A 20,370-nucleotide genomic window follows, 5' to 3' on the forward strand; every position below is an offset into this window, starting at 1 on the left:
ATGAAATATTTTATTATGCTACAGCCCTGAGCGAACACTTACATCGAAAAAACATCATCCGACATAGACTTGCAAGTGCCCGACACTACAAACCCGCCTTCTATGAAGGGCATAATTTCTTGCTCGACACTTATACCTGGAGCAACTTCCTCTAAATACACCACCCCATCTCTTAATGCAAAAACAGCTCGCTCCGTGATAAATATAACTTTTTGGCCCAATGATTGAGAGTAGGCGCCATTAAAAGTCATATGCGAGACTTGACGAACAAATTTATTTACACGACCTTCCCGGACTATGCGCAGCTTCCCTTCACTTATACCCAGCACCAATCCTATCGCTGTAAAAGTTCCGCAAAAAATGACATATCGAGCTGACTGAGAGATATTGATGAAACCGCCGGCACCTTGTAGCCTACGGCCGAACTTCGAAACATTGACATTGCCGAAGCTATCCATTTCAGCAAAGCCCAAGCACGCCACATCAATCCCACCGCCCTCATAAAAATCAAACAACGCCGCCTGCTCAATAATACTGACTGGACGATAACTGGCCCCAAACGACAATCCACGTGCAGGCCTACCACCTATAACACCAGATTCAACGGTAAAGCTCATTAGATCCGCACAGCCCAATTCTTCAGCTATCTGGCCGACGGCCACCGGTATACCGATGCCAAGATTGATAACGCGCGCATTTACGTACCGAATTTCCTGTAAGGCTCTTTTGGCAATTATTCTTTCAGCGCATGACATCGTACTTACACTGGGAATGAGCACTCCCGGACGTGTAAATGTTGAATTATGCGCCTCACCATAAGTTTGAGGATGCTCATCAGGGCGCGACACCGTCACATAATCGACCAATATTCCGGGTATTTTTACATCCTGCGGCTCAATATCATGCAACCCTACCAAGCTTTCAACCTGCACAATCACTATGCCACCGCTGTTCTTGACTGCCATTGCCTGCGCGAGCGCATCACTATAAGACACTTCCCGCTCCATCGAAATATTTCCTAAAGGGTCACAAAACGTCCCTCTCAATAACGCACAATTAACATTAAGTGCGGGAAAAAAAAGCGTTGAGTTTCCGTTAATAACGATCTTCTGAACCAGCGTGCATTCCGCTCGTTGATTCAAGCGCGCACCTTGGTGGTCGGGATCAACGAAGGTATGGAGGCCTATATTCGAGATCACACCAGGTTTCTTCGCCGCGATCGCACGAAATAGCTGGCTGATCACGCCTTGCGGCCAGTTATGTGCCTCTATCTCCCCTTGGCGCGCCATATTTCCCAATTGCGGTACAAGCCCCCAGAATCCTCCAATGGCCTTAGCGACCAAGCCACTTTGGGCTAAAATGTCCACGCCCCTTCCGTTAAGATCTCCAGCAGCGGAGGCAAAGAGCAGGCCAAGATTACGAGGCCGTCCTTCCCGCTTGAAACGATCGCTGATTGCCCGAGTAAGCCCATCAGGATGTCCACAACTACCAAACCCTCCCGGTATGATTGTCCATCCATCTTCAATTAGCTCTGCCGCCTGTCGCTCGCTTACAACTTTCATACTGCAGCCTCTGCATCCTGATCCGGCGCAGGCTTAACCGGCTGCTCCCAAACCACAAGAAACGTGCAACCTGATGGAGAGGAAAGTTGGTGTGTAGACCCAGGCGGGTATATTTGTAATGCTCCTTTAGCATGTCGGCCTCTATCATCAACAAGCTCACCATCAACCACCAATATTAACTCCCAACCCAAATGTCTATGCCTTGGTGTTAGAGCTCCACCGGCGTAACGAATCAACGCAGCAACTGGTCCTTTCGCATTAATCCGCGCATCATAAAGATAAAATATTGAAACGCCCTTGCGCCCATCAATATCGTAAGGCTTGAAAATTAGAGCATCGAGCTTGTCAACATACACCCCACCTCCAATACGACGTATTTCATTGTCAAATAGCTTTTTATCAGTTATCTCGATGTTAGACATTATTATTCTCCTGATAGGCCGGTTTAAATAATGAGTAGCTCACTTCGTTCGCGAATGATTCATTAAATAAACCCCAGCCCCCGAAACAATAAACCCCACTATTGCCACAATACTCGGCACCTCACCCAACACCAACGACGCCATAATCTGCGTGACCGCTGGAATCATATGAAACAAGTTCGTCGCTTTGCTCGCCTCCCCGCGCCGAATCATCAAATAGAGCAGCGTCAGCGCACCCACGGAGTTCATCAGCGTGATCCAGGCCACAGATGCTGCGAACGGAGCCCACTCAGTCACCTGCATGGTTTCGGTGGTATATGCCAACAGCAACATGACCAGTGACGCGGTAACCATCTGTATGAAACAACCCACCCATAGATTCACCCCGCCAAGGAAACGCTTCTGATAGAGCGTGCCAAGCGTGATACCCAATAGCGCTAAGCCCACCGCGCCGTAACCGCCAACTGACGCCTCGGAGCCAAAAAAACTGCTGGCCACGACGATGGCCACGCCGCCAACACCCAGGATCGAACCCGGCAGATCGCGCCAACTCAATTGTTCACCCAAGCAGAAATAGGCACCGATCACGACGAACACCGGCATCAGCCCGACGATCAACGCCGCCTGCCCAGCTGGGACGCCCTGACTTATCCCGGTGTAGAGACCGCCGAATTGCAGGGCTTGCAAAAGCAGGCCGACTGCCGCCGCATGAAGGTAAGGCGTAAGCCGCCGGGGCCACTGCGCCTTGATGACGAGCGCCACCCCCAGGAACACGAGGGCGGCCAAGGCAAATCGATAGAACGTCATGGTGAAGGGCTCGCCATAACGCACACCGAACGCACCGCCGATGTAGCCGGAACTCCACAGCAGGATGAACGTTATGGGCAGTGGCGATGTAAGGCGCACTTGGTAGCGTTTATGAGCAACCGGGTTCATGACACTCTCCAAACTGATAGTCCTGGAGAGATAAGCTGCGCCATGTGCTGAAATCGGTAAAATCATAAAATGTCAGATGTATCATGCAGATTGCTTATGCATCAGCTCTGAAGAAACCGAATCCAAATGTGGGAGGGGGCTTGCCCCCGATGGCGGCGTGTCAGCCGCCAATGTACTGGCTGACATACCGCTATCGGGAGCAAGCCCCCTCCCACACTGACCGCAATTCTGCTTGAAGAGCGGGTTGTATCCTGAATCGAGAGGCATCCCATGACCTGGCTCCCCCACATCACCGTCGCCACGATCGTTGAAGACAATGGCCGTTTCCTGATGGTCGAGGAACTCAAGGGCGGTCGCGCTGTGCTCAATCAGCCGGCCGGCCATCTCGACCCAAACGAAACTCTGACCGAAGCCGCGGTGCGTGAAACCCTCGAGGAGACCGGCTGGGACGTCGAAGCCACCGGCATCGTCGGCATCTACCTGTACACAGCCCCGAGCAATGGCGTGACCTATCAACGGGTCTGCTTTATCGCCAAGGCCCTGAAACACCACCCGGAGTATCAACTCGACGAAGGCATCCTGCGGGCCCGCTGGCTGACCCGTGATGAACTGTTGGGCCTGCGCGACGACTGGCGCAGCGAGCTGATCATCCGCTGTATCGATGATTATCTGGCTGGCCAGCGTCACAGCCTGGAATTGATCCGCCCTTCTCTTTAGCCTTGCGGGCCCAGGCCTGCTAGAATCGCGTCCTTTTTCAAGACACCCGTTGAAACCCTATGCGTGATCCAGCCCCTTCTGACACACAAAAGAAGCGCGTCATCGTCGGCATGTCCGGCGGCGTGGACTCTTCCGTTTCCGCCGTTCTGCTCATGGAGCAGGGTTATGAGGTGGAAGGCCTGTTCATGAAGAACTGGGAAGAAGACGATGGAACGGAATACTGCACCGCCATGGACGACCTCGCGGACGCCCAGGCCGTGTGCGACAAGATCGGTATCAAGCTGCACACCGCCAACTTCGCCGCCGAGTACTGGGACAATGTGTTCGAGCACTTCCTCGCCGAATACAAGGCCGGGCGCACGCCGAACCCGGATATCCTGTGCAACCGCGAGATCAAGTTCAAGGCGTTCCTCGACTACGCCATGATGCTCGGCGCCGATCTGATTGCCACCGGCCACTATGTGCGCCGCCGCGATATCGATGGCCGCACCGAACTGCTCAAGGGCCTGGACCCGAACAAGGACCAGAGCTACTTCCTGCACGCCGTCGGCGGTGAACAGATCGCCAAGACCCTGTTCCCGGTGGGCGAACTGGAAAAGCCCGAAGTGCGCAGGATCGCCGAACAACACGGCCTGGCCACCGCCAAGAAGAAGGATTCCACCGGAATCTGCTTTATCGGCGAGCGCCGCTTCAGCGACTTCCTCAAGCAATACCTGCCGGCACAACCGGGCGAGATCAAGACCACCGACGGTGAAGTGATCGGGCGCCACCACGGCCTGATGTACCACACCATTGGTCAGCGCCAGGGCCTGGGCATCGGCGGCCTGAAAGATGCCGGCGAAGAGCCGTGGTACGTGCTGGTCAAGGATCTGGAAAACAATGTGCTGATCGTCGGCCAAGGCAATGAGCATCCCTTGCTGTTCTCCGGTGCCCTGCTCGCTTCAGAAATCTATTGGGTCAACCCCATCGACCTGAGCACCCCGCGCCGCCTGACCGCCAAAGTGCGCTATCGCCAGAGCGACCAGCCCTGCACCCTGGAAAAAACCGCTACCGGCTACCGTGCCACCTTCGATGACCCGCAGCGCGCAGTCACCCCTGGCCAATCCGTGGTGTTCTATGACGGCGAAGTCTGCCTGGGCGGCGGCGTGATTGAAGTCGCGCAGGCCTGGAGCAACCCGGCATGAGCCCGACCCAGGAGCAATTGACCGCGCTGGGCGGGGTTTTCCTTGCAGCGGTGCTGGTGGACAAGATCGCCAAGACCGGCCAGGTCACCGAGGCGGGCCTGACCTGCATGCTCGGCAGCCTGCTGATCCGCGACCCCAAGGACACCCTGGAAGTCTACGGTGGCGACGACCTGGCGCTGCGTGAAGGTTACCGCGCCCTGATCGGCGCGTTGGAACGCGACCCCAGCACCCTGCAGCGCGAACCCTTGCGCTACGCCCTGTCGATGCTCGGCCTGGAGCGTCAACTGGCCAAGCGCGACGACCTGCTGGAGACCATTGGCAAGCGCCTGCCGCAGATCCAGTCCCAGGTGGAGCACTTCGGCCCGGCCCACGAGAACGTGATCGCCGCCTGTGGCGCGCTGTACCAGGACACCCTGAGCACCTTGCGCCAGCGCATTCAGGTGCACGGCGACATGCGCAACCTGCAACAACCGAACAACGCCTCGAAAATCCGCGCCCTGCTCCTGGCGGGTATTCGTTCGGCGCGGTTGTGGCGCCAGTTGGGTGGCCATCGCTGGCAACTGGTGATCAGCCGACGCAAATTGCTCAAAGAGCTTTACCCGTTGATGCGCAACGAATAAGTCGCACCAGCAGACCTTTTTCAAGCTGTTACGCGTAATACGCCGGTCAGTTGGCGACGGACCGGCGAATGTTTTCATGTATGATACGCGCCCCATTTCGTTGCCCGACTGTCCGAGAACACCCCATGCAGCTTTCTTCGCTCACTGCGGTTTCCCCTGTTGACGGCCGCTACGCCGGCAAAACCCAGGCCCTGCGCCCTATTTTCAGCGAGTACGGCCTGATCCGTGCCCGTGTCCTGGTTGAAGTGCGCTGGCTCCAGCGCCTGGCCGCTCACCCTGCCATCAGCGAAGTGCCGGCGTTTTCCGCCGAAGCCAACGCTGTCTTGAACACCCTGGCGGAAAACTTCTCCCTGGAGCACGCCGAGCGTGTGAAAGAGATCGAGCGCACCACCAACCACGACGTCAAAGCCATCGAGTACCTGCTCAAGGAGCAGGCGGCCAAGCTGCCGGAACTGGCCCAGGTCAGCGAGTTCATCCACTTTGCCTGCACCAGCGAGGACATCAACAACCTGTCCCACGCGTTGATGCTGCGCGAAGGCCGTGATGAGGTGATGCTGCCGCTGATGCGCCAGACCGCCGAGGCCATCCGCGAGCTGGCGATCCGTTTCGCCGCCGTGCCGATGCTGTCGCGTACCCACGGCCAGCCGGCCTCGCCGACCACCCTGGGCAAAGAACTGGCCAACGTGGTGTACCGCCTGGAGCGTCAGATCGCTCAAGTCGCCGCCGTGCCATTGCTGGGCAAGATCAACGGTGCCGTGGGCAACTACAACGCCCACCTGTCGGCCTACCCCGAGATCGACTGGGAAGCTAACGCTCGCGCCTTCATCGAAGACGAGCTGGGCCTGGGCTTCAACCCCTACACCACGCAGATCGAACCCCACGACTATATTGCCGAGCTGTTCGACGCAATCGCGCGCTTCAACACCATCCTGATCGACTTCGATCGCGATATCTGGGGCTACATCTCCCTGGGCTACTTCAAGCAGCGCACCATTGCCGGTGAAATCGGTTCGTCGACCATGCCGCACAAGGTCAACCCGATCGACTTCGAAAATTCCGAAGGCAACCTGGGCATCGCCAACGCCCTGTTCCAGCACCTGGCCAGCAAGCTGCCGATCTCGCGCTGGCAGCGCGACTTGACCGACTCCACCGTACTGCGCAACCTCGGCGTGGGCTTTGCTCACAGCGTGATCGCGTACGAAGCCAGCCTCAAAGGCATCAGTAAGCTGGAACTCAACGAGCAGAAAATCGCCGCTGACCTGGACGCCTGCTGGGAAGTGCTGGCCGAGCCGATCCAGACCGTGATGCGCCGCTATAACATCGAAAACCCCTACGAGAAGCTCAAAGAGTTGACGCGCGGCAAGGGGATTACCTCCGACGCACTGCAAACTTTCATCGATGGCCTGGACATGCCAGCCGCTGCCAAGGCCGAGCTGAAACTGCTCACCCCGGCCAACTACATCGGTAACGCTGTAGAGCAAGCCAAGCGCATCTGATCCACGCGAGCCCCTTGAGACGCCCGGCCGCGCCGGGCGTTTTTATTCCTGTCTTAAAAGTGCTTTTTTTCAATAGGTTACACATGAATCCTGATATCCCTCTTCAACTTCTGGGCGGCATCACGGCACGGGAATTCCTGCGCGACTACTGGCAGAAAAAACCGCTGTTGATCCGCCAGGCCATCCCTGATTTCGAAAGCCCGATCGACGCCGACGAACTGGCCGGCCTGGCGCTGGAAGAGGAAGTCGAATCGCGCCTGGTGATCGAACACGGCGAGCGTCCGTGGGAACTGCGTCGCGGCCCGTTCGCCGAAGATGCCTTCAGCACCCTGCCCGAGCGTGAGTGGACCCTGCTGGTGCAGGCGGTCGACCAGTTCGTGCCGGAAGTTGCCGAATTGCTCGAGCATTTCCGCTTCCTGCCAAGCTGGCGCATCGACGATGTGATGATCAGCTTCGCCGCGCCGGGTGGCAGCGTCGGTCCGCACTTCGACAACTACGATGTGTTCCTGCTGCAAGCCCAGGGCAAGCGCAATTGGAAGATCGGCCAGATGTGCAGCTCTGAAAGCGCGCTGCTGCAGCACGCCGACCTGCGCATCCTCGCCGAATTCGAAGAAAGTGCCGAATGGGTGCTCGAGCCGGGCGACATGCTGTACCTGCCGCCGCGCCTGGCGCACTTCGGCATCGCCGAAGACGACTGCATGACTTACTCGGTGGGCTTTCGCGCCCCAAGCGCCGCCGAAGTGCTGACCCACTTCACCGACTTCCTCAGCCAGTACCTGACCGACGAAGAGCGCTACACTGACGCCGACGCCCAGCCGGTCAGCGACCCGCACCAGATCCAGAGCGACGCCCTGGACCGCCTCAAGAGCCTGTTGGCCGAGCACATGAGCGACGAGCGCATGCTGCTGACCTGGTTCGGCCAGTTCATGACTGAACCGCGCTACCCGGAGCTGGTGGCGGGTGAAGAGTTGGGCGAGGACGATTTCATCAGCAGCCTGCAAGACGGCGCGATCCTGGTACGCAACCCGAGCGCGCGCCTGGCCTGGTCGGAAGTGGACGACGATGTGCTGCTGTTCGCCAGCGGCCAGAGCCGTTACCTGCCGGGCAAACTGCGCGAACTGTTGAAACTGGTGTGCTCGGCAGACGCCCTGCACAACGAAAATCTGGGCGCTTGGCTGGCGGACGAAGACGGTCGCGACCTGCTGTGCGAACTGGTCAAGCAAGGCAGCCTGGGGTTTGCGGATGAATAAGATTCACGTAAGTGTCGCGGACTGGCGAAAGGATATCGACGAGATTCGGCGCATTCGTGAAGCGGTATTTATCGCTGAACAATCGGTTCCACCTGAGCTGGAGTGGGATGCGGACGACGCCGGTGCGATGCATTTCCTGGCATTCGAAGGCGACTTTCCGATTGGCACCGCTCGCTTGCTGCCCAGTGGCGAAATCGGACGCGTATCGGTGCTCAAGGACTGGCGCGGGCTTAAAGTCGGCGACAAGCTGATGGAAGCGGTGATCGGCCAAGCCGAGAAGCGTGGCCAGACCCGGCAATTCCTCAGTGCGCAGGTGTACGCGGCACCGTTTTATGAGCGGCTGGGCTTCAGGATCGTCAGTGATGAGTTCCTGGAGGTCGGGATTCCGCATGTTGATATGGTGCGCGAGGGCTGAGCCGAGACCGCAGCGCTGCCATCGGGGGCAAGCCCCCTCCCACATTTTGACCTGTGAACCCAATCAAGTGTGGGAGGGGGCTTGCCCCCGATGACTATTCCAGCAACACCCCAAAATGCCCTGCCTTGCCAGGGCATTTTGCCGTCCACGATTCAACTTGCACCCCGCCAGGCCGACAAACTGGCACTATCAAGCCAAATGACTCGCCGAGATCACGGACATGTTCCTACGCACCCTGCTCACCGCCCTCCTCCTGACCGCCAGCGTTTCGGCCCTGGCAGACACCCAAGTCGTCAACCTGAGCAACCGCACCAGCGCCGACCTGCTGCCGGTGGCGCAGAATTTCATCGGTAAGGACGGTACGGTCAGCGCCTATGGCAACCAACTGATCGTCAACGCCGAACCGGGCAAGATCGAGGCGTTGCGCGCCCTGCTTACCCAATTGGATACCCCCGCCAAGCGCCTGCTGATCACCGTCGACACCAACGAAAACAACCAGCAGAATAGCGGCGACAGCCAGACCCGCATCATCAGCTACGGCACTACCAGCCGCGATGGTGGCATCCAGCAGATCCAGGCCAGCGAAGGCGTACCCGCGCTGATCCAGGTCGGTCAAAGCGTACCGCTGACCACGACCCAGCAGGACAGCTACGGGCGCCTGCAGAACCAGACCCAGTATCGCAACGTCACCCAGGGTTTCTACGTGACCGCCAGCGTCACCGGCGAGACCGTTCACCTCGCCATTAGTACCAACCGTGACCGCATGAGCCAGGAACGTCCTGATGTAGTGAACGTGCAAAGTACCGACACAAGCGTCAGCGGGCGCCTCGGTGAATGGATCTCACTGGCCGGCGTCAACCGCGAAACCCAAGCCGACAAATCCTCCACAACCCGCAGCTACTCTACTCAGGGCCGCGACGACCTGACTTTGCGAGTCAAGGTCGACACGCTGAACTGAAGCACCAAAAACTGACCGTCGAGTCGTCCCGGAACAAATATGTAGTGCCTGAAAAAAAGCACTACAAAACATTTGACGCCCTCAAAAAGGCTGTGCATGATGGCCTCGCTCCCGCTTATCAGGGGCCCTGGCAAGGGCCTTCGAACCCTACAAGACGCGACGACGAGGTTTATCTACATGGCACTGACACGTGAACAGCAAATTGCAGCCCTTGAGAAAGACTGGGCTGAAAACCCACGCTGGAAAGGCGTGACCCGCGCTTATTCCGCTGCTGACGTCGTCCGCCTGCGTGGCTCGGTCCAACCCGAGCACACCTTTGCAAAACTCGGCGCCGAGAAGCTGTGGAACCTGGTCACCCAAGGCGCCAAGCCGTCCTTCCGTCCCGACAAAGATTTCGTCAACTGCATGGGCGCCCTCACTGGCGGCCAGGCAGTGCAACAGGTAAAAGCCGGCATCCAGGCGATCTACCTGTCCGGCTGGCAAGTGGCAGCGGATAACAACTCCGCTGAATCCATGTACCCCGACCAATCGCTGTACCCGGTGGACTCGGTGCCAACCGTAGTCAAGCGCATCAACAACGCGTTCCGTCGCGCCGACCAGATCCAGTGGAAAGCCGGTAAAGGCCCGGGCGACCAAGGCTACATCGACTACTTCGCGCCGATCGTGGCTGACGCTGAAGCCGGTTTCGGCGGTGTACTCAACGCCTATGAGCTGATGAAGAGCATGATCGAGGCGGGCGCTGCCGGCGTGCACTTCGAAGACCAGCTGGCTTCGGTGAAAAAATGCGGCCACATGGGCGGCAAAGTACTGGTTCCGACCCAGGAAGCTGTACAGAAGCTGACCGCCGCCCGCCTGGCCGCTGACGTTGCCGGTACGCCGACCATCATCCTGGCGCGCACCGATGCCAACGCCGCCGACCTGCTGACTTCGGATTGCGACCCGTACGACCAACCGTTCGTGACCGGCGAACGCACTCAGGAAGGCTTCTACAAAGTACGCGCCGGCCTCGACCAGGCGATCGCCCGTGGCCTGGCCTACGCACCGTACGCCGACCTGATCTGGTGCGAAACCGCCAAGCCGGACTTGGACGAAGCCCGCCGCTTCGCCGAAGCGATCAAGAAGGAATACCCGGACCAGTTGCTGTCTTACAACTGCTCGCCTTCCTTCAACTGGAAGAAGAACCTGGACGACGCAACCATTGCCAAGTTCCAGCGTGAACTGTCGGCCATGGGCTACAAGCACCAGTTCATCACCCTGGCCGGCATTCACAACATGTGGCACAGCATGTTCAACCTGGCGCACGACTACGCCCGCAACGACATGACCGCCTACGTGAAGCTGCAAGAGCAGGAGTTCGCTGACGCCGCCAAAGGCTACACCTTCGTGGCGCACCAGCAGGAAGTGGGCACCGGCTACTTCGACGACATGACCACCGTGATCCAAGGCGGCACCTCGTCCGTGACCGCGCTGACCGGCTCGACCGAAGAAGAGCAGTTCCACTGAGTGACTGAGTACCCGGCCATTGCGGCACCAGGGAAGACCTAACCGCAGTGCCGCACAACATCACGCCCCGACTGGTTCGGGGCGTTTTTTTTGTTTCAGTCACACCCAAAATCTAATGTGGGAGGGGGCTTGCTCCCGATAGCGGTGTGTCAGTCAGCACATCTGTTGCTGATCCACCTCCATCGGGAGCAAGCCCCCTCCCACATTGGAATGCGATCAGCCTGAGGATTTGTGCAAAACCTTGATCCAGAGCGGTATTCGCTGCAGATAAATCGGTTACAAAATCCGCTCCATCAACCGACGACAATCACACAAGTAACGACAACTTCCCCCGCCACACGAGAAACATTCGCTTAAACCCTGCGCAAACAATATTCATTATCATTTAAACCATGAAAACTTTCTTACCGGTCAAACAAAACGCAATTGTTCAAAAGCCCGCTAATGCCCATGCTGCAAGGGCTACAGCCCCACAACGGTGCACTATGTGCTTATTCCATCGAATAATTTCGCCACAGGAATTTTACTTGCCCGGTGTTTAGCCATAAAATCACCGCGATTGATTGCAGTGCGACATATCGTCACTGCATCGTTACTTTTTCGAGCTCAGAGACCTTTGCTCTCTGTTAAGGATTTCCAGCATGACCGACGCGACAGGACTCATGGCCCACAACTGGGGCTTTGCCATTTTCCTCCTCGGTGTTGTAGGCCTTTGCGCTTTCATGCTCGGCGTCTCCAGCCTCCTCGGGTCAAAAGCCTGGGGCCGCAGCAAAAACGAACCGTTCGAGTCCGGCATGCTACCTACAGGTGGCGCCCGCTTGCGGCTCTCAGCCAAATTCTATCTGGTCGCGATGCTCTTCGTGATCTTCGATATCGAAGCCCTCTTTCTCTTTGCCTGGTCTGTGTCCGTCCGCGAAAGCGGCTGGACCGGATTCGTCGAAGCTCTCGTTTTCATAGCAATTCTGTTGGCAGGTCTTGTCTACCTGTTCCGAGTGGGCGCCCTTGACTGGGCTCCGGAAGCTCGTCGCAAGCGGCAAGCGAAGCTGAAACAATGAGGCTTTGGCGATGCAATACAATCTCACCAGGATCAACCCGGACGCTCCTAACGAGCAGTACCCCATCGGCGAACGCGAAACCGTTTCCGACCCGTTAGAAGACCAAGTCCACAAAAACATCTACATGGGCAAGCTGGAAGACGTGCTGAATGGCGCAGTCAACTGGGGGCGCAAAAACTCCCTGTGGCCGTACAACTTCGGCCTTTCGTGCTGCTACGTGGAAATGACCACCGCCTTCACGGCGCCCCACGACATCGCGCGCTTTGGCGCCGAAGTCATCCGGGCATCACCGCGCCAGGCGGATTTCATGGTTATCGCCGGTACGCCGTTCCTGAAAATGGCCCCCATTATCCAGCGCCTGTATGAACAGATGCTGGAACCCAAATGGGTCATTTCCATGGGCGCCTGTGCCAATTCCGGCGGTATGTACGACATCTATTCCGTAGTGCAGGGGGTCGACAAGTTCCTCCCCGTGGATGTCTACGTGCCCGGCTGCCCGCCCCGTCCCGAAGCTTTCCTGCAAGGCTTGATGCTGTTGCAGGAATCGATTGGCAAGGAGCGTCGCCCGCTTTCCTGGGTCGTCGGTGATCAAGGCGTGTACCGCGCCGAGATGCCGTCCCAAAAGGAACAGCGCCGCGAACAGCGAATCGCAGTCACCAATCTGCGCAGCCCCGACGAAGTCTGATCCAGCCCGCTTCTTTTATAGAACGAAAACCTGGCTTCATTCTTTACGTTGACCGAAAGCGATAAAAAACCATGACTACAGGCAGTGCTCTGTACATCCCGCCTTATAAGGCAAACGACCAGGACGTGGTCGTCGAACTGAACAACCGTTTTGGCGCCGAGGCGTTCACCGCCCAGGAGACCCGCACCGGCATGCCCGTGCTGTGGGTTGCCCGCGCCAGGCTCATCGAAGTCCTGACCTTCCTGCGCAACCTGCCCAAGCCCTACGTCATGCTCTATGACCTGCATGGCGTGGACGAGCGTCTGCGCACCAAGCGCCAGGGATTGCCGAGCGGCGCCGATTTCACCGTGTTCTACCACTTGATGTCGCTGGAACGTAACAGCGACGTGATGCTCAAGGTCGCCCTGAGCGAGAGCGACCTGAGCGTACCGACCGTCACCGGAATCTGGCCGAACGCCAACTGGTACGAGCGTGAAGTCTGGGACATGTTCGGCATCGACTTCCCGGGGCACCCGCACCTGACCCGCATCATGATGCCGCCGACCTGGGTAGGTCACCCGCTGCGCAAGGACTTCCCGGCGCGCGCCACCGAGTTCGACCCTTTCAGCCTCACCCTGGCCAAGCAACAGCTTGAGGAAGAAGCTGCGCGCTTCAACCCGGAAGACTGGGGCATGAAGCGCTCCGGCACCAACGAGGACTACATGTTCCTCAACCTGGGCCCGAACCACCCTTCGGCCCACGGTGCCTTCCGTATTATCCTGCAGTTGGACGGTGAAGAAATCGTCGACTGCGTACCGGACATCGGCTACCACCACCGTGGTGCCGAGAAGATGGGCGAGCGCCAGTCGTGGCACAGCTACATTCCGTACACCGACCGCATCGACTACCTCGGCGGCGTGATGAACAACCTGCCGTACGTGCTCTCGGTCGAGAAGCTGGCCGGCATCAAGGTACCGGACCGCGTCGACACCATCCGCATCATGATGGCCGAGTTCTTCCGGATCACCAGCCACCTGCTGTTCCTGGGTACCTATATCCAGGACGTCGGCGCCATGACCCCGGTGTTCTTCACCTTCACCGACCGTCAGCGTGCCTACAAGGTCATCGAAGCCGTCACCGGTTTCCGCCTGCATCCGGCCTGGTACCGCATCGGCGGTGTGGCCCACGACCTGCCGAACGGCTGGGAACGCCTGGTCAAGGAATTCATCGACTGGATGCCCAAGCGCCTGGACGAATACCAGAAGGCCGCCTTGGACAACAGCATTCTCAAGGGTCGTACCATCGGCGTCGCCCAGTACAACACCAAGGAAGCGCTGGAATGGGGCGTCACGGGCCCAAGCCTGCGTGCGACCGGCCTGGACTTCGACTTGCGCAAGGCGCGCCCTTACTCCGGCTACGAAAATTTTGAGTTTGAAGTGCCGCTGGCGGCCAACGGCGATGCCTACGACCGCTGCATCGTGCGCGTCGAAGAAATGCGCCAGAGCCTGAAGATTATCGAGCAGTGCATGCGCAACATGCCGGCCGGCCCGTACAAGGCGGATCACCCGCTGACCACGCCGCCGCCCAAAGAGCGCACGCTGCAGCACATCGAAACCCTGATCACGCACTTCCTGCAAGTCTCGTGGGGCCCGGTGATGCCGGCCAACGAGTCCTTCCAGATGATTGAAGCGACCAAGGGCATCAACAGTTATTACCTGACGAGCGATGGCGGCACCATGAGCTACCGCACCCGGATTCGTACTCCAAGCTTCCCGCACTTGCAGCAGATCCCTTCGGTGATCAAAGGCGAGATGGTCGCGGACTTGATTGCGTACCTGGGTAGTATCGATTTCGTTATGGCCGACGTGGACCGCTAAGCATGAACAGCACGCTTATCCAGACAGACCGTTTCACCTTGAGTGAAACCGAGCGCTCGGCCATCGAGCACGAGCTGCATCACTACGAAGACCCGCGCGCGGCGTCGATCGAAGCCTTGAAGATCGTCCAGAAGGAACGTGGCTGGGTGCCGGACGGCGCCCTCTACGCCATCGGCGAGATCCTCGGCATCCCGGCCAGCGACGTTGAAGGGGTGGCGACGTTCTACAGCCAGATCTTCCGCCAGCCGGTCGGCCGCCACATCATTCGCGTGTGCGACAGCATGGTGTGCTACATCGGTGGCCACGAGTCCGTGGTCAGCGAAATCCAGGCCAAGCTGGGCATCGGCCTCGGCCAGACCACCGCCGACGGCCGCTTCACGCTGCTGCCGGTGTGCTGCCTGGGCAACTGCGACAAGGCGCCGGCGTTGATGATCGACGACGACACATTCGGTGACGTGCAGCCTGCTGGCGTGACCCAATTGCTCGAGGGCTACCCATGACCCTGACTTCCTTCGGCCCGGCCAACCTGATCAAGCGTTCGGCCGAGACCCACCCGCTGACCTGGCGCCTGCGTGACGACGGCGAGCCCGTGTGGCTCGACGAGTACCAGGCCAAGAACGGCTACGCGGCCGCGCGCAAAGCCTTCGCCGACATGGCCCAGGACGACATCGTCCAGACCGTGAAAGATGCCGGCCTCAAAGGCCGTGGCGGTGCAGGCTTCCCCACGGGCGTGAAGTGGGGCCTGATGCCCAAAGACGAATCCATCAACATCCGCTACCTGCTGTGCAACGCGGATGAAATGGAGCCCAACACCTGGAAAGACCGCATGCTGATGGAGCAACTGCCCCATCTGTTGATCGAAGGCATGCTGATCAGTGCCCGCGCGCTGAAAACCTACCGTGGCTATATCTTCCTGCGCGGTGAATACACCACCGCCGCCAAGCACCTCAACCGTGCCGTGGCCGAAGCGAAGGCGGCGGGCCTGCTGGGCAAGAACATCCTCGGTTCGGGTTTTGACTTCGAGCTGTTCGTGCACACCGGCGCCGGGCGTTATATCTGCGGTGAAGAAACCGCGCTGATCAACTCCCTCGAAGGCCGCCGCGCCAACCCGCGCTCCAAGCCGCCCTTCCCTGCCGCCGTGGGCGTGTGGGGCAAGCCAACCTGCGTGAACAACGTCGAGACCCTGTGCAACGTGCCGGCGATCATCGCCGACGGCGTGGACTGGTACAAATCGTTGGCCCGTGAAGGCAGTGAAGACATGGGCACCAAGCTCATGGGCTTCTCCGGCAAGGTCAAGAACCCTGGCCTGTGGGAGCTGCCGTTCGGCGTGACCGCGCGCGAGCTGTTCGAGGACTACGCCGGCGGCATGCGCGACGGCTACACCTTGAAAGCCTGGCAGCCAGGCGGCGCCGGCACCGGTTTCCTGCTGCCCGAGCACCTCGACGCACAGATGTATGCCGGCGGCATCGGCAAGGTGGGTACCCGCATGGGTACCGGCCTGGCAATGGCGGTGGACAACACGGTGAACATGGTCTCGCTGCTGCGCAACATGGAGCAGTTCTTTGCCCGTGAATCCTGCGGCTTCTGCACCCCGTGCCGTGACGGTCTGCCGTGGAGCGTCAAGCTGCTGATGGCCCTGGAAAACGGCGAAGGCCGCGAGGGTGACATCGAAACCCTGCTCGGGCTGGTCGGTTTCCTCGGCCCAGGCAAGACCTTCTGTGCTCACGCACCGGGCGCCGTGGAGCCATTGGGCAGCGCAATCAAATACTTCCGCCCTGAATTCGAGGCCGGCATCGCGCCAACCCGCGCGGGCGAACTCACTCAGGTGGTATCACCGACCATGGTCGGTGCGTAACGCTTAAAGAAGCGAAGGGTTCGTGCCCTTCGCTTTTCTCATGTGCGGACGCCTTGATGGCTGTGTAGATGCACATGAATAACAAGATTCCATTAGCCACGCCCGCTGACAACGGGCCAACGAAGAACTTTGAACCATGGCCACTATCCACGTAGACGGCAAAGCGCTCGAAGTCGATGGGGCAGACAACCTGTTACAGGCATGTCTGTCACTCGGCCTCGACATCCCGTATTTCTGCTGGCACCCCGCGCTCGGTAGCGTCGGTGCCTGTCGCCAGTGCGCGGTCAAGCAGTACACCGACGAAAACGACACCCGTGGTCGTATCGTCATGTCCTGCATGACCCCAGCCACCGACAACACCTGGATTTCCATCGACGATGATGAATCCAAGGCGTTCCGCGCCAGTGTCGTCGAATGGCTGATGACCAACCACCCCCACGACTGCCCGGTCTGTGAGGAAGGCGGTCACTGCCACCTGCAAGACATGACGGTGATGACCGGCCACAACGAGCGCCGCTATCGCTTCACCAAGCGTACCCACCAGAACCAGGACCTCGGCCCGTTCATTTCCCACGAGATGAACCGCTGCATCGCCTGCTACCGTTGCGTGCGTTTCTATAAGGACTACGCCGGCGGCACCGACCTCGGCGTATTCGGTGCCCATGACAACGTGTACTTCGGTCGCGTTGAAGACGGTGTGCTCGAAAGCGAATTCTCCGGCAACCTCACCGAGGTCTGCCCGACCGGTGTGTTCACCGACAAGACCCACTCCGAGCGCTACAACCGCAAGTGGGACATGCAATTCGCCCCGAGCATCTGCCATGGCTGCTCCAGCGGTTGCAACATCTCGCCGGGCGAGCGCTACGGCGAACTGCGTCGTATCGAAAACCGCTTCAATGGCTCGGTCAACCAGTACTTCCTGTGCGACCGTGGCCGCTTCGGCTATGGCTATGTCAACCGCGAAGACCGCCCGCGCCAGCCACTGCTGGCCGATGGCGCCAAGCTGAGCCTGGACGCGGCGCTGGATAAAGCCGCCGACCTGCTGCGTGGCCGTAACATCGTCGGTATCGGTTCGCCGCGCGCCAGCCTCGAAAGCAACTTCGCACTGCGCGAACTGGTCGGCGCCGAGCACTTCTACAGCGGTATCGAAGCCGGCGAGCTGGAGCGCATCCGCCTGGTCCTGCAAGTGCTGAACGACAGCCCGCTGCCGGTACCGAACATGCGCGACATCGAAGATCACGATGCGATTTTCGTGCTCGGTGAAGACCTGACCCAGACCGCCGCGCGTATCGCGCTGTCGCTGCGCCAGTCGGTCAAAGGCAAGGCCGAAGCCATGGCCGACGCCATGCGCGTGCAGCCTTGGCTCGACGCCGCAGTGAAAAACATCGGCCAGCACGCGCTGAACCCGCTGTTTATCGCCTCCCTGGCTGAAACCAAGCTCGACGACATCGCCGAAGAATGCGTCCACGCCGCACCGGACGACCTGGCGCGCATCGGTTTCGCCGTGGCCCACGCCCTTGACGCCAGCGCGCCTGCCGTCGACGGCCTGGACGCTGAAGCCGTGGCACTGGCCAAGCGTATCGCCGACGCCCTGCTGGCGGCCAAGCGTCCGCTGATCATCGCCGGCACCTCGCTGGGTTCCAAGGCGCTGATCGAAGCCGCCGCCAACATCGCCAAGGCCTTGAAGCTGCGCGACAAGAACGGCTCGATCAGCCTGGTGGTACCGGAAGCCAACAGCCTCGGCCTGGCCATGCTCGGTGGCGAGTCCTTGGACGCCGCTCTGCAAGCGGTGACCGACGGCAACGCCGACGCCATCGTGGTGCTGGAAAACGACCTGTACACCCGCACCGATGCGGCCAAGGTTGACGCTGCGCTCAACGCCGCCAAGGTGCTGATCGTGGCCGACCACCAGAAAACCGCCACCAGCGAGCGTGCCGACCTGGTGCTGCCAGCTGCCACCTTCGCTGAAGGCGACGGTACCCTGGTCAGCCAGGAAGGCCGCGCCCAGCGCTTCTTCCAGGTGTTCGATCCCAAGTACATGGACGCCAGCATCCTGGTTCACGAAGGCTGGCGCTGGCTGCATGCCCTGCGCGCGACCCTGCTGAACCAGCCGATAGACTGGACCCAGCTCGACCACGTCACCGCCGCTACCGCTGCAAGCGCACCGCAGCTGGCGCGGATTGTCGATGCTGCCCCGTCTGCTTCGTTCCGCATCAAGGGCCTGAAACTGGCCCGTGAACCGCTGCGTTACTCCGGTCGTACCGCCATGCGCGCCGACATCAGCGTGCATGAACCGCGGACCCCGCAAGACATCGACACCGCGTTCGCCTTCTCCATGGAAGGTTATTCGGGTTCGGCCGAACCGCGTCAGCAGGTGCCGTTCGCCTGGTCGCCGGGCTGGAACTCGCCGCAGGCCTGGAACAAGTTCCAGGACGAAGTCGGTGGGCATATCCGTGCTGGCGACCCAGGCACCCGCCTGATCGAAAGCACCGGTGACTCGCTGAACTGGTTCGCTGCCGTACCGCGCCCGTTCAACCCGGCGCCAGGCACCTGGCAGGTGGTGCCGTTCTTCCACCTGTTCGGCAGCGAAGAGACTTCTTCCAAGGCCGCGCCGGTTCAAGAACGCATTCCAACCGCCTACGTGGCCCTGGCCAAATCCGAAGCCGACCGCCTGGGCGTCAACGACGGTGCCCTGCTCAGCCTGAACGTGGCCGGCCAGACCTTGCGTCTGCCGCTGCGCATCAACGAAGAGCTGGGTGCCGGCCTGGTTGCACTGCCTAAAGGCATCGCCGGTATTCCTCCAGCGATCTTTGGCCAAACCGTTGACGGTCTGCAGGAGGCAGCGCAATGACCTGGTTCACCCCTGAAGTGATCGACGTGATCATCTCGGTCGTCAAGGCCATCGTGATCCTGTTGGCCGTGGTCGTCGCGGGCGCTCTGCTCAGCTTCGTCGAACGTCGCCTGCTGGGCTGGTGGCAGGACCGTTACGGTCCGAACCGCGTTGGCCCGTTCGGCATGTTCCAGATCGCCGCCGACATGCTGAAGATGTTCTTCAAGGAAGACTGGACCCCGCCGTTTGCCGACAAGGTGATCTTCACACTGGCGCCGGTGGTGGCCATGAGCGCCTTGCTGATCGCCTTTGCGATCATCCCGATCACCCCGACCTGGGGCGTGGCGGACCTGAACATCGGCCTGCTGTTCTTCTTCGCCATGGCTGGCCTGTCGGTGTACGCGGTGCTGTTCGCCGGTTGGTCGAGCAACAACAAGTTCGCCCTGCTGGGCAGCTTGCGTGCCTCGGCGCAGACCGTCTCCTATGAAGTGTTCATGGGGTTGGCGCTGATGGGCATCGTGGTGCAGGTTGGCTCGTTCAACATGCGCGATATCGTCGAGTACCAGGCCCAGAACCTGTGGTTCATCATTCCGCAGTTCTTTGGCTTCTGCACCTTCTTCATCGCCGGCGTGGCTGTGACTCACCGTCACCCCTTCGACCAGCCGGAAGCGGAACAGGAACTGGCCGACGGTTACCACATTGAATATGCCGGCATGAAATGGGGCATGTTCTTCGTCGGTGAGTACATCGGCATCATCTTGATCTCGGCCCTGCTGGTCACGCTGTTCTTCGGCGGCTGGCACGGTCCGTTCGGCATCCTGCCGCAGTTGGCCTTCTTCTGGTTCTTCTTGAAGACCGCGTTCTTCATCATGCTGTTCATCCTGCTGCGCGCCTCGATTCCGCGCCCGCGCTATGACCAGGTGATGGATTTCAGCTGGAGATTCTGCCTGCCGCTGACCCTGATCAATTTGCTGGTGACGGCCGCCGTCGTGTTGTTGAACACGCCAGCAGCCGCGGTTCAGTGAG

General features: G+C 59.6%; 18 protein-coding genes. 15 read left to right on the top strand and 3 right to left on the bottom strand.

Features of this window, described 5'->3' with window-relative positions; genetic code table 11:
* Nucleotides 1-38: 38 nt before the first annotated feature.
* Genes C4J84_RS15030 through C4J84_RS15040 form a run of 3 tightly spaced genes read right to left on the bottom strand, consistent with a single transcriptional unit; the run spans nt 39 to nt 2,920 of the window.
* Nucleotides 39-1,562, bottom strand: coding sequence for an acyl CoA:acetate/3-ketoacid CoA transferase (locus tag C4J84_RS15030; protein WP_124371068.1), 1,524 nt, complete (start codon nt 1,560-1,562; stop codon nt 39-41).
* The gene (locus tag C4J84_RS15035; RefSeq protein WP_124371069.1) at nt 1,559-1,984 is read right to left on the bottom strand and encodes a cupin domain-containing protein; all 426 of its coding nucleotides are present in this window, start codon (nt 1,982-1,984) and stop codon (nt 1,559-1,561) included. The genes C4J84_RS15030 and C4J84_RS15035 overlap by 4 nt, the downstream gene beginning before the upstream one ends.
* 39 nt (nt 1,985-2,023) lie before the next feature.
* Nucleotides 2,024-2,920, bottom strand: coding sequence for a DMT family transporter (locus C4J84_RS15040; RefSeq protein ID WP_124371070.1), 897 nt, complete (start codon nt 2,918-2,920; stop codon nt 2,024-2,026).
* Between the two features lie 270 nt (nt 2,921-3,190).
* Between C4J84_RS15040 and C4J84_RS15045 the strand changes: the two genes are divergently transcribed.
* From C4J84_RS15045 to nuoH, 15 genes are all read left to right on the top strand, one after another.
* Nucleotides 3,191-3,637 (top strand): NUDIX hydrolase, encoded by a 447-nt coding sequence (locus C4J84_RS15045; RefSeq protein WP_124371071.1) that lies wholly within the window; start codon nt 3,191-3,193, stop codon nt 3,635-3,637.
* Nucleotides 3,638-3,696: 59 nt separating this feature from the next.
* Entirely contained in the window at nt 3,697-4,821 is a 1,125-nt protein-coding gene (gene mnmA / locus C4J84_RS15050) for a tRNA 2-thiouridine(34) synthase MnmA (protein ID WP_124371072.1), read from the top strand.
* Nucleotides 4,818-5,441 (top strand): high frequency lysogenization protein HflD, encoded by a 624-nt coding sequence (hflD, locus tag C4J84_RS15055; protein ID WP_017137510.1) that lies wholly within the window; start codon nt 4,818-4,820, stop codon nt 5,439-5,441. Before mnmA ends, hflD begins: the two co-directional genes overlap by 4 nt.
* Before the next feature lie 125 nt (nt 5,442-5,566).
* Nucleotides 5,567-6,937, top strand: a complete 1,371-nt coding sequence (purB, locus tag C4J84_RS15060) for an adenylosuccinate lyase (protein WP_124363294.1) — start codon at nt 5,567-5,569, stop codon at nt 6,935-6,937.
* A gap of 83 nt (nt 6,938-7,020) precedes the next feature.
* The gene (locus C4J84_RS15065) at nt 7,021-8,187 is read left to right on the top strand and encodes a cupin domain-containing protein (RefSeq protein WP_124435642.1); all 1,167 of its coding nucleotides are present in this window, start codon (nt 7,021-7,023) and stop codon (nt 8,185-8,187) included.
* Nucleotides 8,180-8,602 (top strand): GNAT family N-acetyltransferase, encoded by a 423-nt coding sequence (locus tag C4J84_RS15070; protein ID WP_124367415.1) that lies wholly within the window; start codon nt 8,180-8,182, stop codon nt 8,600-8,602. Before C4J84_RS15065 ends, C4J84_RS15070 begins: the two co-directional genes overlap by 8 nt.
* Before the next feature lie 220 nt (nt 8,603-8,822).
* Nucleotides 8,823-9,560 (top strand): secretin N-terminal domain-containing protein, encoded by a 738-nt coding sequence (locus tag C4J84_RS15075; RefSeq protein WP_124435643.1) that lies wholly within the window; start codon nt 8,823-8,825, stop codon nt 9,558-9,560.
* 177 nt (nt 9,561-9,737) lie between these two features.
* Nucleotides 9,738-11,063, top strand: a complete 1,326-nt coding sequence (gene aceA / locus C4J84_RS15080; RefSeq protein ID WP_124367417.1) for an isocitrate lyase — start codon at nt 9,738-9,740, stop codon at nt 11,061-11,063.
* Between the two features lie 641 nt (nt 11,064-11,704).
* Entirely contained in the window at nt 11,705-12,118 is a 414-nt protein-coding gene (locus C4J84_RS15085) for an NADH-quinone oxidoreductase subunit A (RefSeq protein ID WP_003192109.1), read from the top strand.
* 10 nt (nt 12,119-12,128) lie between these two features.
* Nucleotides 12,129-12,803: an NADH-quinone oxidoreductase subunit B family protein gene (locus C4J84_RS15090; RefSeq protein WP_124367418.1), complete on the top strand. Its 675-nt coding sequence runs from the start codon at nt 12,129-12,131 to the stop codon at nt 12,801-12,803.
* A gap of 71 nt (nt 12,804-12,874) precedes the next feature.
* The gene (gene nuoC, locus C4J84_RS15095; protein WP_124435644.1) at nt 12,875-14,659 is read left to right on the top strand and encodes an NADH-quinone oxidoreductase subunit C/D; all 1,785 of its coding nucleotides are present in this window, start codon (nt 12,875-12,877) and stop codon (nt 14,657-14,659) included.
* 2 nt (nt 14,660-14,661) lie between these two features.
* Complete coding sequence (nuoE, locus tag C4J84_RS15100) at nt 14,662-15,159, top strand: NADH-quinone oxidoreductase subunit NuoE (RefSeq protein WP_003232080.1); 498 nt, start codon at nt 14,662-14,664, stop codon at nt 15,157-15,159.
* Nucleotides 15,156-16,514, top strand: coding sequence for an NADH-quinone oxidoreductase subunit NuoF (nuoF, locus tag C4J84_RS15105; protein WP_057024316.1), 1,359 nt, complete (start codon nt 15,156-15,158; stop codon nt 16,512-16,514). Before nuoE ends, nuoF begins: the two co-directional genes overlap by 4 nt.
* Nucleotides 16,515-16,650: 136 nt before the next feature.
* Nucleotides 16,651-19,365: an NADH-quinone oxidoreductase subunit NuoG gene (nuoG, locus tag C4J84_RS15110; protein WP_124435645.1), complete on the top strand. Its 2,715-nt coding sequence runs from the start codon at nt 16,651-16,653 to the stop codon at nt 19,363-19,365.
* Nucleotides 19,362-20,369: an NADH-quinone oxidoreductase subunit NuoH gene (gene nuoH, locus C4J84_RS15115; protein WP_003174724.1), complete on the top strand. Its 1,008-nt coding sequence runs from the start codon at nt 19,362-19,364 to the stop codon at nt 20,367-20,369. The genes nuoG and nuoH overlap by 4 nt, the downstream gene beginning before the upstream one ends.
* Nucleotide 20,370: the final 1 nt, after the last annotated feature.

The organism is Pseudomonas sp. R11-23-07 (genome assembly GCF_003852295.1).
Taxonomy (GTDB): Bacteria; Pseudomonadota; Gammaproteobacteria; order Pseudomonadales; family Pseudomonadaceae; genus Aquipseudomonas.

What these genes read in the sequence shown, in the direction of transcription:
- aceA (WP_124367417.1), top strand. Translation starts at nt 9,738, where the DNA reads ATGGCACTGACACGTGAACAGCAAATTGCAGCCCTTGAGAAAGACTGG.
- C4J84_RS15030 (WP_124371068.1), bottom strand. Translation starts at nt 1,562, where the DNA reads ATGAAAGTTGTAAGCGAGCGACAGGCGGCAGAGCTAATTGAAGATGGA.
- nuoC (WP_124435644.1), top strand. Translation starts at nt 12,875, where the DNA reads ATGACTACAGGCAGTGCTCTGTACATCCCGCCTTATAAGGCAAACGAC.
- C4J84_RS15035 (WP_124371069.1), bottom strand. Translation starts at nt 1,984, where the DNA reads ATGTCTAACATCGAGATAACTGATAAAAAGCTATTTGACAATGAAATA.
- mnmA (WP_124371072.1), top strand. Translation starts at nt 3,697, where the DNA reads ATGCGTGATCCAGCCCCTTCTGACACACAAAAGAAGCGCGTCATCGTC.
- hflD (WP_017137510.1), top strand. Translation starts at nt 4,818, where the DNA reads ATGAGCCCGACCCAGGAGCAATTGACCGCGCTGGGCGGGGTTTTCCTT.
- C4J84_RS15040 (WP_124371070.1), bottom strand. Translation starts at nt 2,920, where the DNA reads ATGAACCCGGTTGCTCATAAACGCTACCAAGTGCGCCTTACATCGCCA.
- nuoH (WP_003174724.1), top strand. Translation starts at nt 19,362, where the DNA reads ATGACCTGGTTCACCCCTGAAGTGATCGACGTGATCATCTCGGTCGTC.
- nuoG (WP_124435645.1), top strand. Translation starts at nt 16,651, where the DNA reads ATGGCCACTATCCACGTAGACGGCAAAGCGCTCGAAGTCGATGGGGCA.
- C4J84_RS15090 (WP_124367418.1), top strand. Translation starts at nt 12,129, where the DNA reads ATGCAATACAATCTCACCAGGATCAACCCGGACGCTCCTAACGAGCAG.
- nuoE (WP_003232080.1), top strand. Translation starts at nt 14,662, where the DNA reads ATGAACAGCACGCTTATCCAGACAGACCGTTTCACCTTGAGTGAAACC.
- C4J84_RS15085 (WP_003192109.1), top strand. Translation starts at nt 11,705, where the DNA reads ATGACCGACGCGACAGGACTCATGGCCCACAACTGGGGCTTTGCCATT.
- purB (WP_124363294.1), top strand. Translation starts at nt 5,567, where the DNA reads ATGCAGCTTTCTTCGCTCACTGCGGTTTCCCCTGTTGACGGCCGCTAC.
- C4J84_RS15070 (WP_124367415.1), top strand. Translation starts at nt 8,180, where the DNA reads ATGAATAAGATTCACGTAAGTGTCGCGGACTGGCGAAAGGATATCGAC.
- C4J84_RS15075 (WP_124435643.1), top strand. Translation starts at nt 8,823, where the DNA reads ATGTTCCTACGCACCCTGCTCACCGCCCTCCTCCTGACCGCCAGCGTT.
- C4J84_RS15065 (WP_124435642.1), top strand. Translation starts at nt 7,021, where the DNA reads ATGAATCCTGATATCCCTCTTCAACTTCTGGGCGGCATCACGGCACGG.
- C4J84_RS15045 (WP_124371071.1), top strand. Translation starts at nt 3,191, where the DNA reads ATGACCTGGCTCCCCCACATCACCGTCGCCACGATCGTTGAAGACAAT.
- nuoF (WP_057024316.1), top strand. Translation starts at nt 15,156, where the DNA reads ATGACCCTGACTTCCTTCGGCCCGGCCAACCTGATCAAGCGTTCGGCC.